Here is a 14,325-nt window from a genome sequence, read left to right as displayed (position 1 = left end):
GGGGTGGCGGGGGGGGGGGGGGGGGGGGGGGGGGGGGGGGGGGGGGGTTTGGTGTGGGGGGGGGGGGGGGGCGGCGGGGGGGGGGGGGGGGCGCGGCCCCCCCCCCCCCCCCCACTCGTGTACCGGGTGTCAGATGAGGCCGAGGCCGCGAACCGCCTCGCGCTCCTCCTCCAGCTCCTTCACCGACGCGTCGATGCGGGTGCGGGAGAACTCGTTGACGTCCAGGCCCTGGACGATCTCGTACTTGCCGTCCTTGCAGGTGACCGGGAAGGAGGAGATCAGACCCTGCGGGACGCCGTAGGAGCCGTCCGACGGGATACCCATGGAGGTCCAGTCGCCCTCGGCGGTGCCGTTGACCCAGGTGTGGACGTGGTCGATCGCGGCGTTCGCGGCGGAGGCGGCCGAGGAGGCGCCACGGGCCTCGATGATGGCCGCACCGCGCTTGGCGACGGTCGGGATGAAGGTGTCGGCCAGCCACGCCTGGTCGTTGACGACCTCCGCGGCGTTCTTGCCGGCGATCTCCGCGTGGAAGATGTCCGGGTACTGGGTCGCGGAGTGGTTGCCCCAGATGGTGAGGCGCTTGATCTCGGAGACGGCGGCGCCGGTCTTGGCGGCCAGCTGCGACAGCGCGCGGTTGTGGTCGAGGCGGGTCATCGCGGTGAAGCGCTCGGCCGGTACGTCCGGGGCCGCGGCCTGCGCGATGAGCGCGTTGGTGTTGGCCGGGTTGCCGACGACGAGGACCTTGATGTCGTCCGCGGCGTGGTCGTTGATGGCCTTGCCCTGCGGCTTGAAGATGCCACCGTTGGCCTCCAGCAGGTCACCGCGCTCCATGCCCTTGGTACGGGGACGGGCGCCGACGAGCAGCGCGACGTTGGCACCGTCGAAGGCGACGTTCGGGTCGTCGGTGATGTCGATGCCCTGGAGGAGCGGGAAGGCGCAGTCGTCGAGCTCCATGGCGGTGCCCTCGGCGGCCTTCAGGCCCTGCGGGATCTCCAGGAGGCGGAGCTTGACCGGCACGTCCGAGCCGAGCAGGTGGCCGGAGGCGATGCGGAAGAGCAGCGCGTAGCCGATCTGGCCGGCCGCGCCGGTGACGGTGACATTCACGGGAGTGCGGGTCATGGCGATCTCCGTAAGACAGCTGGCGGTGGGGGTCCCTGCCCCTGGTGCTGGATAGCTCCACCGTAGTGATCGGCACCGGCCCGATCGACGCGATCGGCGCACTTCGGCGTGATCGATGCGGATCGACAAGTGATCGACGGGTGATCGACGGGTGATCGATCTCTCGACGTGAAGAGATATCCAGCGGTCAGGCTATCCGACCCAAGGCCCCACCAACCGCCGCCCCCTTGTGGCGCGGCTCACGGACGCGGCTCACTGCTCCGTCGTGCAGCCCTTCGTGCCCGTCGTCAGCGTCGCGCACGCCTTGGCCTCGGACTCGGCGGCCACGGCGACCATCGGTGTGTACGCGTCCTTGTCGGCGTTGACGAGTCCGCTCTGGTCCGCGCCATCCGCGCTGATCTGCACCTTGTCGCCCGGTGTGGCCTGGGTGATCCTCGCCCAGGCGGCCCCGCACGTCTTGCTGTAGCGCACCTCGACGACGGCCGTGCCGACCTTCGTCCGGGAGGTGGTCGCCGCGAACTGCCCGCCGCACCCCATGTTCTCGGGGTCCTTGCCGGTGCAGTCCGTCCCGAAGCACTCCACTCCGGCGGGCAGCTGCGGGCCGCTGGTCGTCGGGGCGGCGGACGGCGTCTTCGCCACGTTCCCCCCGGGCTTGTCATCGCCGCCACCGCCGAGGTCGGTCAGCAGGACGGCCGCGGCTATCACCAGCAGCGCGCCGACGACGCCCGCGAGGAACATCGCCGTCCTGCGTCGCCCACGCCCCTGGTCGGGGGCGGCGGGCGACGCCGGTGTGCCTGTGTAGGGCGGCGGACCGGACGGGTGGCCGGACTGATGACCGGCGGACGGGTGGCCGGCCGACGGATGACCGGCCGGGTGGCCGGAGCGGGCGCCGCGCTGCTCGGGTACGAACGGCTGCCGTCCGTATGCGTCCCCGGCGCCCTGCTGGGCGGTCGCCGGTCCGCCGGAGCGCGTGCCACGGGTGCCGCCGGGGCCGGGCTGCGCGGGCGCGGTCGGACCGAACTCGCCCAGCGCGGCCCGCGCCTGGGAGATCCGGATCTGCTCCATGGTCATGTCGTGGCGCATCTCGGCGCGGCTCCAGGCGCGCTCCGCGAGCTCCCACATGGTCGTGAGATGGATCGGGTTGGTGCCCGTCACCTCGGCGAGCGCGACGATCGCGCCCTTGGGCGCGAGCAGCCGTCCGTTCAGATAGCGTTCCCACGACGTCTTGCTGTAGCCGGTGCGGTCCGAGACCGCGGCGATGCTGAGCCCGCTGCGGTCGACGAGCCGGCGCAGCTGGCTCGCGAACTCCCTCACCTGCGGATCGAGTTCTTCCGGTAGCGCCTTCCAACGAGGCATTGCTTCCCCCTTGTCCCCCGAACGTGCCTGATGTGCCCCGCGCGGTCGTACCCCCCGCCATGCCTCCGGGCACGCGTCGTGTGGACTACCCAGAGGGATGCGCGGAGCCAGGATGGCAGTTCCTGGCGCCGGGGCGCACGGGAGCATTCGGGACCTTGGCGCACCCCCGTGTGCGCCCCTGCCTGAAGCCCGCCCCAGTCTCGCATTCGTTGCCCGGCGATCACACCATGGCGGAACGGTCACTTCCGTGCCACAGGCACCGGCCGGTTCTTGTCCCTCTTTGGCGCGTGCATGACGCTGGTGCACACAACGGCGTCCGTCCTCCTCGGGGGAGGGGACGGGCGCCGTCGCTCATCCGCGGCGGTGCCCCGTGCCGGGCGTCGCGCGCCAGACGGGATTCGTCAGGGCGGGATTCAGGCGGGATTCGTCGGACACGGCCTAGCGCACGGTGAAGCGGACCGCGTCCTCCAGGAACGGGATCTCCAGCCACGGCCGCGGCTGCACCATCAGGGCGAGCAGCACGATCACGGTGCCGAACAGGCCGTACGTGACCATGTCGGTGAAGCGTGAGCGCACCGCCAGCATGCCCACGGAGGGCAGCACCCGGCGCAGCACCGCGCCCGTGAGCAGAGCGACGCCGACCAGGATCGTGCCGATCCGGAAGGCCTGGTCGAACGGATCCGCGGCGACGATCAGCAGTCCGAGCCCCGTGAGCCCGAGCACCGTGAGCAACGGCCACTGCCGGGCGGGCGCGGACGCGTCACCGGGTGCGGCACGGCCGCCGCCCTCGGGCCTCGCGGTGTCCCGGGTGACCGTGGGCGGCCTGCGCGACCTGCCCGCGGCGCCGGGCCCCACCGCGGCGGGTGCGTCGTCGGCCGCGTCCCCTGCATGCCCGTTCACCCGGGCCGGGTCGTCGCCCTCGGAGTGCCCCGCGCTGCCGTTCGCCCTCGCGCGGGCGGGCGGGGTCGTCCGGCCCGCGCCGCCCGCGGACGGAGCGGCGGCGTCCGGTCGCTGTGCCGGGCGGGGGCCGTCGAGAGGGGTGTCGTTGTCCGAGGTGTTCATGATGGCTCAGTCCGTGGCTGCCAGTTCGGCCGCCTCGACGACGTTGACCAGGAGCAGCGCCCGGGTCATCGGGCCGACGCCGCCCGGGTTCGGGGAGACCCAGCCGGCGACCTCCGCGACGTCCGGGTGGACATCGCCGACGATCTTCCCGTTGCCGTCGCGGCTGACGCCGACGTCGAGGACGGCGGCGCCCGGCTTCACGTCCTCCGGGCGGACCAGATGGGCCGAGCCCGCGGCGGCGACGATGATGTCGGCCTGGCGCAGGTGCGAGGAAAGGTCGCGGGTGCCGGTGTGGCACTGGGTGACCGTGGAGTTCTCGGAGCGGCGGGTGAGCATCAGCGGCAGCGAGCGGCCGATGGTGGTGCCCCGTCCCACGACGACGACGTGCGCGCCGTTCAGTTCGACGCCGTACTGGCGCAGCAGCCGGATCACACCGGCCGGGGTGCACGGCAGCGGGGCCGGCTCGTTCAGCACGAGGCGCCCGAGGTTCATCGGGTGGAGCCCGTCCGCGTCCTTCGCCGGGTCGATCAGCTCCAGCACCCGGTTCTCGTCGATGCCCTTCGGCAGGGGCAACTGCACGATGTATCCCGTGCAGTCGGGGTTCGCGTTCAGCTCGCGGACGACCGCCTCGATGTCCTCCTGCGTGGCGGTTGCGGGCAGTTCGCGCTGGATGGAGGCGATGCCCACCTCCGCGCAGTCGCGGTGCTTGCCGGCGACGTACTTCTGGCTGCCGACGTCGTCACCGACCAGGAGGGTCCCGAGGCCGGGCGTCACACCCCTGGCCTTGAGCGCCGCCACGCGGGCGGTCAGATCGGACTTGATCGCGGCTGCGGTGGCCTTGCCATCGAGAATCTGGGCGGTCATACCCCCATCCTCGCGGATGACCCCTTCCCGGTTCCAATCCGGGCCTCTCCGGGCCCGCACCGGAGAGTTCGCTCAGCGGTGCACGAGGTTGCACTTGCACAACACATTGGGTAATCGGCTGGACAAAAAGTAGACGTTGAGACGACGATGAGCCGCGCAGTGCCGCGGGCAGTGTCGGGGGGCAGACCGCTTGATTTCTTTGTGACGTTCCTCCGGTAAGGACCGCGTCGTCCCCGCAAATCCCGACGGAGGAATCCCGCCATGAGCTTCGGCGACCCGAACAACCCCTACGGCCAGCAGCAGGGCCAGCCGGGCTACGGCTACCCGCAGGGCCAGCCGCAGCAGCCGCCGCAGCCCGGCTACGGCTACCCGCAGGCGCCGCCCGTGCAGCAGCCCTACGGCGGCTACCCCGGTGCTCAGATGACCATGCCCGGCCTCATGCAGACCGCTCGCGTCCTGCTCTTCATCGTCGCCGGCCTGCAGATCATCGTCGGCCTCATCGCCGCGATCGCCATCGCCGCCGCTCAGGACGTGTCGGACTCGGTGGGCTCCGGCGAGGAGACCGGTGTACTCGCCGGCCTCGGCTTCTTCCTGGTCGTGATCCTGCTCGGCTTCGCGGCCTGGGCCATCGTCCTCGGCGTCAAGTTCTCCAAGGGCGGCAACGGCGTTCGCGTGACGACGATCGTCTACGCGTCGCTGTACATCCTGCTCAGCCTCGCCAACTTCGCGGGCGGCCAGGCGAGCTCCGCGGTCGGCGGTGTCATCGGTCTCGCCATCGGCGGCATCATCCTCGCCTCGATGGTCAACAGCAGCGCCTCCGCGTGGTTCAACCGCCCGCGCTACTGAGCCGGTCCGCCGGCCGTAGATCCCGGCGTACGCACGAAGGCCGTAACCCCCGCCCCTGAGCGGGTGTTACGGCCTTCGGCCTGTCGAGTGCGGGCCGGTCAGTGGAAAAAGTGCCGCGTACCCGTGAAGTACATCGTCACGCCCGCCTTCCGCGCGGCCTCGACGACCTGCTCGTCACGGACCGAACCACCGGGCTGGACCACGGCCTTGACGCCGACCGCGGTCAGGATCTCCAGGCCGTCGGGGAACGGGAAGAACGCGTCAGAGGCGGCGTACGCGCCCGCCGCGCGCTCCTCGCCCGCGCGCTCCACGGCGAGCTTCGCGGAGTCGACCCGGTTGACCTGGCCCATGCCCACGCCGACGCTCGCGCCGTCCTTGGCGAGCAGGATCGCGTTGGACTTGACCGCCCGGCACGCCCTCCAGGCGAAGGCCAGCTCGGCCAGCTCGGCGTCGGACAGCGCCTCACCGGTGGCGAGGGTCCAGTTGGCCGGGTCGTCCCCGTCGGCCTGGAGGCGGTCGGTGACCTGGAGCAGCGCGCCGCCGTCGATCGGCTTGAGCTCGACGGGTGCTGACGGGGCGTCGGGGCAACGCAGCACGCGGATGTTCTTCTTGCGGGCCAGGACCTCGACCGCGCCGTCCTCGTAGTCCGGGGCGACGATGACCTCGGTGAAGATCTCGGCGACCTGCTCGGCCATCGCCACCGACACCGGGCGGTTGACGGCGATCACACCGCCGAAGGCCGACAGCGGGTCGCAGGCGTGGGCCTTGCGGTGCGCCTCGGCGACGTCGTCGCCGATCGCGATGCCGCACGGGTTGGCGTGCTTGATGATGGCCACGCACGGCTCGGTGTGGTCGTAGGCGGCACGGCGTGCGGCGTCCGTGTCCGTGTAGTTGTTGTACGACATCTCCTTGCCGTGCAACTGCTCCGCCTGGGCGAGCCCGCCGCCCGCCTCGGTGACGTACAGCGCCGCGCCCTGGTGCGGGTTCTCGCCGTAGCGCAGGACGTTGGAGCGGGCGTACGTGGCACCGGTGAAGTCGGGGAAGGCCGACTCGTCCGCCGGGGCGTACGAGGAGGCGAACCAGGAGGCGACGGCGACGTCGTAGGAGGCGGTGTGCTGGAACGCCTCGGCGGCGAGGCGCTTGCGGGCGGCGAGGTCGAAGCCGCCGGAGGCGACCGCGGTCAGGACGTCGCCGTACCGCGCGGGGCTGGTGACGACGGCGACCGAGGGGTGGTTCTTGGCGGCGGCGCGGACCATCGAGGGGCCGCCGATGTCGATCTGCTCGACGCATTCGTCGGGGCTCGCGCCGGAGGCGACGGTCTCCCGGAACGGGTACAGGTTCACGACCACGAGGTCGAACGGCTCCACGCCCAGCTCCGCGAGCTGCTCGCGGTGCGTCTCCAGGCGCAGGTCGGCGAGGATTCCGGCGTGCACGCGCGGGTGCAGGGTCTTGACCCGGCCGTCCAGGCACTCGGGGAAGCCGGTGAGCTCCTCGACCTTGGTGACCGGGACACCGGCCGCGGCGATCTTCGCGGCGGTGGAGCCGGTGGACACGAGCTCGACGCCGGCCTCGTGGAGCCCGCGGGCGAGCTCCTCCAGCCCCGTCTTGTCGTAGACACTCACCAACGCGCGACGGATGGGCTTATTCACCGACATGAACCTTTCGTCCCTCAATGCGGTAGCCGTTACGGGCCAGACGCCCCACGACCTCGACGAGCAGCTGGCGCTCGACTTCCTTGATGCGCTCGTGCAGAGCGGCTTCGTCGTCCTCGTCCCGGACCTCGACCACGCCCTGGGCGATGATCGGGCCGGTGTCGACACCGTCGTCGACGAAGTGGACGGTGCATCCGGTGACCTTCACCCCGTAGGCGAGCGCGTCACGCACTCCGTGGGCACCGGGAAAGCTGGGCAGCAGCGCGGGGTGCGTGTTCACGATCCGGCCGCCGAACCGGGCGAGGAAGTCCTTGCCGACGATCTTCATGAAGCCGGCCGAGACGACGAGATCGGGCTCGTACCCGGCGGTGGCCTCGGTCAGCGCGCGGTCCCACTCCTCGCGGGTCGCGTAGTCCTTCACCTTGCGGACGAAGGTGGGGATCCCGGCCAGCCGGGCCCGGTCGAGGCCGATGATGCCGTCGCGGTCCGCGCCCACGGCGACGATGTCGGCGCCGAAGCCCTGCGGATCGTCGCTGATGGCGTCGAGCAGCGCCTGGAGATTGGTGCCGGATCCGGAGACCAGGACGACGAGTCGGGCGGCAGCCACGGGGCACTCATTTCGCGTTGCGGTACGTATTTGTATGGTCGTACGAATGAAAAGAGCCCGGCGATAGGGGAACTCTACGAAGCCGTCGACCGTCAGCAACGATACCGGCACACCGAGCGGCCCCCACGGGACGGGGGCGAGGCCGGGAGGTAGCGTCTGGGGGCAGGGCCCGTTCCAGACGGAGTACCCGCGTACAGACGTACAAGAGGGGAAGACGTTCACCACATGCCGGACCGACGCCGCCGCACGGCACTCCGCCTCCCGCTCTCCGTCGAGCGGGGCTCCCTGCTGCTGCGGGAACGCCAGTCCACGGAGCCCAAGGACGAGAGCAACGAGAGCAATCCGTTCGCTCCTCCGCCGGAGGGCTCGCAGGACCGGCCGTGGCAGCCCCGGCGGGGCTCGGGCGACAACGATCCGGGGCAGGGCTCGGGCGACGACAGCGACCGCGAAGGCGGACGTGAGGGCGGGCGCTCGTCCTGGGGCAGCCAGTGGAGCAGCCGCCAGCCGGGGCGCTCCTCGGGCGGCTTCGGCGGCCGCACGGGCGGCCAGAACAGCGGCACCGGTGGCGGTGGAGGCGGCCAGGGCAGCGGCCCGGAAGGCGGCGGCAGCCAGGGCACCGGCCTTCGCTGGGACCCGACGGACCCGGTCCAGCGCCGCGCCCGCTATGCGCTGCTCTCGGGCATGTGGGCGTTCTTCTTCGCCCTCTTCGACTTCCCCGAGATCGCGCTGCTCCTCGGCGCCCTCGCGATCTACTGGGGCGCGAGCTCGCTGCGCTCCAAGTCCCGCCGCACCGCGGCGTCCACCGGCGACGCGACGTCCGCGACGCCCGTCATGTCTGCCGCATCCCCGGCACCCGCCCCCGCACCCGCCTCGGCGTCCGAACGGCCGACGGGCAGACCCCAGGTGACGGCCGCGGTGAGCGGCCTGGTCATGGCCGGAATCGCCCTCACCATCGTGGCGATGACCTTCACGATGCAGCTGGTGTACAAGGACTTCTACACCTGTGTGTCCGACTCCCTGACGAAGACGGGCCAGCTCTCCTGCAACGAGCTCCTGCCGGAACCGCTGCGCGGGGTCATCGGCGTCAAGGAGTAGCGCGGGCCCGCTCACGGGCTACGCGTCGTGCGGCTCCGTGTGCTCCTCCTTCTCGACCGGGTCGCCCGGGCCCGTCACCGCCGGGTCCGTTCCGACCGCGTCGGCGGGCCCGCCCTGGCCGGCCGCGTCCGCCCGGTCCGTCCCGCCCTGGTCGGCTGCGTACACCCGGTCCTTCCCGCCCCGGCCGACCGGGACCGGGGCCTCGGGCGGCGGCGCGACTGTCGGCTCCTGGGGGCGGAGCCCAGAGAGGCCCGACCAGGCGCCCAGACCGAGCAGGCCCACCGGACCGGCGGGTGAGGCGAGCGGGTCGGCCGGGACAGGCGGTACAGGCGTCGCAGACCCGTCGGCGCGGCCGTCCGACCCGTCCGGATCCGGTGCGGCCTCCTTGGGCGGCCCGGCACTCGGCGCGGACGAGGGCTCGGGGACGGCCGGACGCGACTCCGGCGCGGGCCCAGACCCGGATTCGGACCCGGTCCCGGGCTTGGACCCGGACTCGGACCCGGACCCGGACCCGGACCCGGACTCGGACTCGGACCCGGTCCCGGCAACCGGTGGTTCGGTCGGCCGAGGGGGCACCTCCGGCACCGGAACGGCAGGAGCCGAGGGCGAGGGGAAAGGGAAGGGGAACGCCGCCATCAGGCCGCCCGACGCCTGCTTGATGGCCGACCAGCGTGGCACCCGGAGATGGCGGTCGGTGTCGCGGAAGCGCCAGACGTGAAGGGCGAGGGCGACGGGAACACCGACCGCGGCGGTCCAGAGGAAAGCCGCCGGGCCCGTGAGCCACCAGGAAGGGCCGAAGGCGGCCAGGGTCCCCGTACCGAGCGCGCCGCCGGCCGCAGACGCCAGGAGGGCCATGAGGGTGCCGCACACTGCGGCTGCCAGCAGCGCGGTGAGCGCGGTCTCCCGGCGACTTCCCGGCCCCGCCGTCCGCGCCACCTCCGTTCCCGGCACCGTGCACCACGCCACCGCCGCCCCCGCCGCGAGCGGCATCACCACCGTCGCCCAGCTCAGCGGTGTCCCGGCCCCGTTCGCCGGTACCGCGGCGAGCAGCGGGAAGGCGGGCAGCGCCGGGTCACCCGCGAGCCCCAGCGGCGTTGCCGTTGCGCCCGTACCGAGCGCGAAACCGGGACCGAGCCCGTACGCCGCCGCCCACACCGCCGCGTTCGGCATCAGCGCCAGCACGAGCAGCAGCAGCGAGAAGCGCCCCTGCCAGTCGTTCGCGAGCAGCAGGAACGACTCCTGTGCGGCCCCCGCGTGCCACACCAGCGACGCCCCGACGAGCAGCGCGCCGCCCCCGAGCAGCACCGCGACCGCCGCCCCCGCGGACCGGAGCGCGACCAGCACCCGGGTGCGGAAGAGGGCGACCCGCATGCCCTCGGGGAGCCAGGCCGGCAGCGGCCCGAGCGGCCGGCCGTGCGCCGTCCACACTCCCGCCGCCGCCGACAATGTCGCCACCACGGGCAGATGCAGCGCCGCGCTGAGCGGCTTCGCAGCGAGCGCACCGCCCAGCGAGTAGAGCGCCGCCGCGGCTCCGACCAGCAGATATCCGCAGGTCACCCCGCACACCGCCGCGGCCGCGGACGGTTGCCGCCAGCCCTCCACCGCCTCGATGGAGTCCCGGGCCGCCCGGTGCGTCAGCACCAGAGGCGCCGCCGCCAGCAGCATCGGCACCAGCCCCAGGGGCGCGGGCACACCCGTGAGCGTGTCTGCCCTGACCAGTTCCGTACCGTGCGCGAGCAGCCACAGCCCGGTCGCCACATGGAGCGCGCCGCCCGGTCCGCTGTCCGGATACGGCGAGCTGATCCACATCACCATGACCAGCGCGGCGATCGCGCCGAGCCCGAGCCCCGCCGCGATCGCCCCCCGCACGAGTGAGGTCACCAGCGCGGCCGCGGACCGGCCGCCCCGCACGGCCGCGAAGGGCGGGCTGTGATCGGTCGTCTGCGTCACGCGGGCCATGCTCCCAACGACACGCGCTTTATCCGCGTAACAGGAGATTGCTCGCTGTGTCGCTAAAAATACGCTTATGTACTTTTCGGCCCAGTACGGCTCCCCCGGGAGGCCTTCATGACGAAGCGCACCGCGGACAGCACCGAAGCGGCCGCGTCCCCGTTGCCCTCCCCCAAGGAACGGCGCAGGCTGCGCGAGGCCAGGGGACTGAGCGAGGAACGGTTCGCGAAGGCCCTGGGCGTCACCAAGGCGACGATCAGGTCCTGGGAGACCGGACGTACCACCCCGCGCGGCCGCAAGCGCGAGGCGTACGTGAAGCTCCTCGCCCCGGGTGCGCCCCCGGACGGCGAAGAGGCGAAGGACGCCGTGCGGGCCGAGGACGCCGTGGACGCCGTGCAGGCCGAGGACACCGTGCAGGCCGAGGACGCCGTGCAGGCCCGGGAGGCGGACAGGGCCGGCAAGGCGGAGAAGGCCGCGGCCCCCGACGCGCCCCCGGTGACGCCTGCGCCTGAAGCGCCGGAATCCCGGCGAACGTCGCCGGCCGCTCGGCCGGCACGGGAAGCCGGGGCGACCCCGGAAGCCCGGGAAGCGCCGGAGCCACCGCGAACGCCGCCCGTCCACAGGCCACCCGTGGCGCCCCCGCCGCCACCCCCCGTCACGCCGCCGCCCTCGGCCCCGCCTCCGGCGAAAGCCCCCTCAACGTCCGATTCGCCCGACGAGGCTCAGGCCACCCCCGCCTTCCTCACGGCCGAGCAGGCCTTCGACGACCTCTACGCCCGTACCGCACCCGGTCTCGTACGCCAGACCTATCTGCTCACCGGTCGTCGCCTGCTCTCCCAGGAGGCCGTCGAGCGCGCCTTCCACCTCGCCTGGCAGCGCTGGCCCGAGGTCGCCGTGGACCGGGACCCCGCGAGCTGGGTGCGCATGGTGGCGTACGAGCACGCCATGTCGCCCTGGCACCGGCTGCGCCGCGTCCACCGCCGCCCCGACCCCGACGATCCGGCCGCCCCGGCCACCCGCTCACCCGGGCCTGCCGCTCCCGCCGCTCCCGCCGCTCCCCGCCGGACCACGCTCCGCGAGGCGCTGCTCGGACTGCCGCCCTCGTACCGCCGCACGCTGCTGCTGTACGACGGACTCGGCATCGACCTGCCCGAGACGGCCGCCGAGACCGAGGCCAGCACGCCGGCCGCGGCGAACCGGCTGCTGAACGCCCGCGCCGCCGTCGCCGAGCGGCTGCCGGAGCTGGCCGAACCGCAGGCTCTGCAGGCCGAGCTGGGCGATCTGGTCGCCCATGTCGCGGCGCCGAAGATCGCGTCGGCCCGCAGCGTGCGCGCGGGCAGCGAGCACCGTGCCGAACTGTGGACCCGCGCCGCGATCGGACTGACCGCGCTGATCCTCGGGGCCGCGGCGATCACCATGGCCGTCACCGAGGACCACTACGAGCCGCCGCAGTCGCCGGGCGAGACGGTCGGCGGCGTACCGCCCCGAGGCGGCCCCGAGCCCTACACGAAGGCGGACTACCGGCTCCGCGGGCAGCTCCGCTCCCATCTCGACACCGGCCCGGAGCGTCTCCTGCCGCTCGCCCGGTGACGGCCGGGCGGCGGAACGCGGATGGGCCCGCACCCCGGAAACCGGGGTGCGGGCCCATCCGCTGTGTGCCTGTGAAGGTCAGCCGACGAGGATCTCGCGCGCCAGCTTGGCCGTCTCGGTCGGCGTCTTGCCGACCTTGACGCCCGCGGCCTCCAGGGCCTCCTTCTTCGCCTGCGCGGTGCCGGAGGAGCCGGAGACGATGGCGCCGGCGTGGCCCATGGTCTTGCCCTCGGGCGCGGTGAAGCCCGCGACGTAACCGACGACCGGCTTGGTGACGTTGGCCTTGATGAAGTCGGCCGCACGCTCCTCGGCGTCGCCGCCGATCTCGCCGATCATCACGATCAGCTCGGTCTCGGGGTCCGCCTCGAACGCCGCGAGGGCGTCGATGTGCGTCGTACCGATGACCGGGTCGCCACCGATGCCGACGGCCGAGGAGAAGCCGATGTCACGGAGCTCGTACATCATCTGGTAGGTCAGCGTGCCGGACTTGGACACGAGACCGATGCGACCGGGCTTGGTGATGTCGCCCGGGATGATGCCGGCGTTGGACTGGCCGGGGGTGATCAGACCCGGGCAGTTCGGGCCGATGATCCGGGTCTTGTTGCCCTTGCTGACCGCGTACGCCCAGAAGGCGGCGGAGTCGTGCACCGCGATGCCCTCGGTGATGACGACGGCCAGCGGGATCTCGGCGTCGATCGCCTCGACGACGGCGGCCTTGGCGAAGGCCGGCGGAACGAAGAGAACGGAGACGTCGGCCCCGGTCTTCTCCATCGCCTCGGCGACCGTGCCGAAGACCGGCACCTCGGTGCCGTCGAAGTCGACGGTGGTGCCCGCCTTACGGGGGTTCACGCCACCGACGATGTTGGTGCCGTCGGCCAGCATGAGCTTGGTGTGCTTCATGCCGGTGGAGCCGGTCATCCCCTGGACGATGACCTTGCTGTCCTTGGTGAGGAAGATAGCCATGGTGGTCTGATTTCCCTTACTTCGCGGCCGCGAGCTCGGCGGCCTTGTCGGCCGCGCCGTCCATGGTGTCCACGCGCTGCACGAGCGGGTGGTTGGCGTCGGACAGGATCTGACGACCCAGCTCCGCGTTGTTGCCGTCGAGGCGCACGACCAGCGGCTTGGAGACGTCCTCGCCCTTGGCCTTGAGCAGCTCCAGGGCCTGGACGATGCCCTTGGCGACCTCGTCACAAGCGGTGATGCCACCGAAGACGTTGACGAAGACGGACTTGACGTCCGGGTCGCCGAGGATGATCTCGAGACCGTTCGCCATGACCTCGGCCGAGGCGCCACCACCGATGTCGAGGAAGTTGGCGGGCTTCACGCCACCGTGGTTCTCACCGGCGTACGCGACGACGTCGAGGGTCGACATGACCAGACCCGCGCCGTTGCCGATGATGCCGACCTCGCCGTCGAGCTTGACGTAGTTGAGGTTCTTGGCCTTGGCGGCAGCCTCGAGCGGGTTGGCTGCGTCCTTGTCCTCGAGCACCGCGTGGTCCGCCTGGCGGAAGTCGGCGTTCTCGTCGAGCGAGACCTTGCCGTCGAGGGCGATGACACGGCCGTCGGCGACCTTGGCCAGCGGGTTGACCTCGACGAGGAGCGCGTCCTCTTCGATGAAGGTCTTCCACAGGGTGACCAGGATGTCGGCCACCTGGTCGGCGACCTCGGCCGGGAACTTCGCGGCCGCGACGATCTCGCGGGCCTTCGCCAGGTCGACGCCCTCGTTGGCGTTGACCGGGATCTTCGCGAGGGCTTCGGGGTTCTCCTCCGCGACGACCTCGATCTCCACGCCGCCCTGCACCGAGGCCATGGCCAGGAAGGTGCGGTTCGTGCGGTCGAGGAGGTAGGAGACGTAGTACTCGTCTGCGATCTCCGGAGCCGTCTCGGCGATCATCACCTTGTGGACCGTGTGGCCCTTGATGTCCATGCCGAGGATGTCCGTCGCGCGGGCGACTGCCTCGTCCGGCGTGGCGGCGAGCTTCACGCCACCGGCCTTGCCGCGGCCGCCGACCTTCACCTGCGCCTTGACGACCGAACGGCCGCCCAGTCGCTCGGTCGCCTCGCGCGCCGCCTCAGGCGTGTCGATGACTTCACCGGCCAGCACCGGTACACCGTGCTTGGCGAAGAGGTCCCTCGCCTGGTACTCGAACAGGTCCACGCGCGTCCGTCCCTTTTCCGTGATTC

12 protein-coding genes are annotated in these 14,325 nt (G+C 72.2%); 3 read left to right on the top strand and 9 right to left on the bottom strand.

The window, feature by feature from the left end:
* Window positions 1-129: 129 nt before the first annotated feature.
* From ACIQMR_RS35750 to ACIQMR_RS35735, 4 genes are all read right to left on the bottom strand, one after another.
* A complete protein-coding gene (locus ACIQMR_RS35750) occupies window positions 130-1,119 on the bottom strand; it encodes a malate dehydrogenase (protein ID WP_266381827.1) in 990 nt (329 codons plus the stop codon).
* A gap of 252 nt (window positions 1,120-1,371) precedes the next feature.
* Window positions 1,372-2,475: a DUF2690 domain-containing protein gene (locus tag ACIQMR_RS35745; protein ID WP_401396611.1), complete on the bottom strand. Its 1,104-nt coding sequence runs from the start codon at window positions 2,473-2,475 to the stop codon at window positions 1,372-1,374.
* Between the two features lie 438 nt (window positions 2,476-2,913).
* Window positions 2,914-3,537 carry a DUF3017 domain-containing protein gene (locus ACIQMR_RS35740; RefSeq protein WP_401396608.1) on the bottom strand — a complete coding sequence of 208 codons (624 nt, stop codon included), beginning with the start codon at window positions 3,535-3,537 and terminating at the stop codon, window positions 2,914-2,916.
* Window positions 3,538-3,543: 6 nt separating this feature from the next.
* A complete protein-coding gene (locus tag ACIQMR_RS35735) occupies window positions 3,544-4,401 on the bottom strand; it encodes a bifunctional methylenetetrahydrofolate dehydrogenase/methenyltetrahydrofolate cyclohydrolase (protein ID WP_401396605.1) in 858 nt (285 codons plus the stop codon).
* 261 nt (window positions 4,402-4,662) lie between these two features.
* Here ACIQMR_RS35735 and ACIQMR_RS35730 point away from each other — a divergent pair, with 261 nt between their 5' ends.
* Window positions 4,663-5,247, top strand: coding sequence for a hypothetical protein (locus tag ACIQMR_RS35730; protein WP_401396603.1), 585 nt, complete (start codon window positions 4,663-4,665; stop codon window positions 5,245-5,247).
* Window positions 5,248-5,345: 98 nt separating this feature from the next.
* Here ACIQMR_RS35730 and purH read toward each other — a convergent pair whose 3' ends face one another.
* Entirely contained in the window at window positions 5,346-6,902 is a 1,557-nt protein-coding gene (purH, locus tag ACIQMR_RS35725; RefSeq protein ID WP_401396600.1) for a bifunctional phosphoribosylaminoimidazolecarboxamide formyltransferase/IMP cyclohydrolase, read from the bottom strand.
* A complete protein-coding gene (purN, locus tag ACIQMR_RS35720; protein ID WP_401396598.1) occupies window positions 6,889-7,506 on the bottom strand; it encodes a phosphoribosylglycinamide formyltransferase in 618 nt (205 codons plus the stop codon). The genes purH and purN overlap by 14 nt, the downstream gene beginning before the upstream one ends.
* 225 nt (window positions 7,507-7,731) lie before the next feature.
* On the opposite strand from purN, the gene ACIQMR_RS35715 reads away from it, so the two are divergent.
* Window positions 7,732-8,601, top strand: coding sequence for a hypothetical protein (locus ACIQMR_RS35715; RefSeq protein WP_401396595.1), 870 nt, complete (start codon window positions 7,732-7,734; stop codon window positions 8,599-8,601).
* Between the two features lie 18 nt (window positions 8,602-8,619).
* Here ACIQMR_RS35715 and ACIQMR_RS35710 read toward each other — a convergent pair whose 3' ends face one another.
* Window positions 8,620-10,551, bottom strand: a complete 1,932-nt coding sequence (locus ACIQMR_RS35710) for a DUF6350 family protein (RefSeq protein ID WP_401396593.1) — start codon at window positions 10,549-10,551, stop codon at window positions 8,620-8,622.
* A 117-nt stretch (window positions 10,552-10,668) separates the two neighbouring features.
* Here ACIQMR_RS35710 and ACIQMR_RS35705 point away from each other — a divergent pair, with 117 nt between their 5' ends.
* Window positions 10,669-12,141 carry a helix-turn-helix domain-containing protein gene (locus ACIQMR_RS35705; protein WP_401396591.1) on the top strand — a complete coding sequence of 491 codons (1,473 nt, stop codon included), beginning with the start codon at window positions 10,669-10,671 and terminating at the stop codon, window positions 12,139-12,141.
* 78 nt (window positions 12,142-12,219) lie between these two features.
* On the opposite strand, the gene sucD is transcribed toward ACIQMR_RS35705, so the two are convergent.
* A complete protein-coding gene (gene sucD, locus ACIQMR_RS35700; RefSeq protein ID WP_401396588.1) occupies window positions 12,220-13,104 on the bottom strand; it encodes a succinate--CoA ligase subunit alpha in 885 nt (294 codons plus the stop codon).
* A gap of 16 nt (window positions 13,105-13,120) precedes the next feature.
* The gene (sucC, locus tag ACIQMR_RS35695; protein ID WP_401396585.1) at window positions 13,121-14,299 is read right to left on the bottom strand and encodes an ADP-forming succinate--CoA ligase subunit beta; all 1,179 of its coding nucleotides are present in this window, start codon (window positions 14,297-14,299) and stop codon (window positions 13,121-13,123) included.
* Between the last annotated feature and the right edge of the window lie 26 nt (window positions 14,300-14,325).

The organism is Streptomyces sp. NPDC091376 (assembly GCF_044757085.1).
Lineage (GTDB): Bacteria > Actinomycetota > Actinomycetes > Streptomycetales > Streptomycetaceae > Streptomyces > Streptomyces pratisoli.
Note: the sequence above shows the minus strand (reverse complement) of the source record. Positions and strands in the feature narration are given on the sequence as shown.

Bases quoted from the DNA above. Each gene is read 5' to 3' on its own strand.
- ACIQMR_RS35750 (WP_266381827.1), bottom strand. From the start codon at position 1,119: ATGACCCGCACTCCCGTGAATGTCACCGTCACCGGCGCGGCCGGCCAG.
- ACIQMR_RS35745 (WP_401396611.1), bottom strand. From the start codon at position 2,475: ATGCCTCGTTGGAAGGCGCTACCGGAAGAACTCGATCCGCAGGTGAGG.
- ACIQMR_RS35740 (WP_401396608.1), bottom strand. From the start codon at position 3,537: ATGAACACCTCGGACAACGACACCCCTCTCGACGGCCCCCGCCCGGCA.
- ACIQMR_RS35735 (WP_401396605.1), bottom strand. From the start codon at position 4,401: ATGACCGCCCAGATTCTCGATGGCAAGGCCACCGCAGCCGCGATCAAG.
- ACIQMR_RS35730 (WP_401396603.1), top strand. From the start codon at position 4,663: ATGAGCTTCGGCGACCCGAACAACCCCTACGGCCAGCAGCAGGGCCAG.
- purH (WP_401396600.1), bottom strand. From the start codon at position 6,902: ATGTCGGTGAATAAGCCCATCCGTCGCGCGTTGGTGAGTGTCTACGAC.
- ACIQMR_RS35715 (WP_401396595.1), top strand. From the start codon at position 7,732: ATGCCGGACCGACGCCGCCGCACGGCACTCCGCCTCCCGCTCTCCGTC.
- ACIQMR_RS35705 (WP_401396591.1), top strand. From the start codon at position 10,669: ATGACGAAGCGCACCGCGGACAGCACCGAAGCGGCCGCGTCCCCGTTG.
- sucD (WP_401396588.1), bottom strand. From the start codon at position 13,104: ATGGCTATCTTCCTCACCAAGGACAGCAAGGTCATCGTCCAGGGGATG.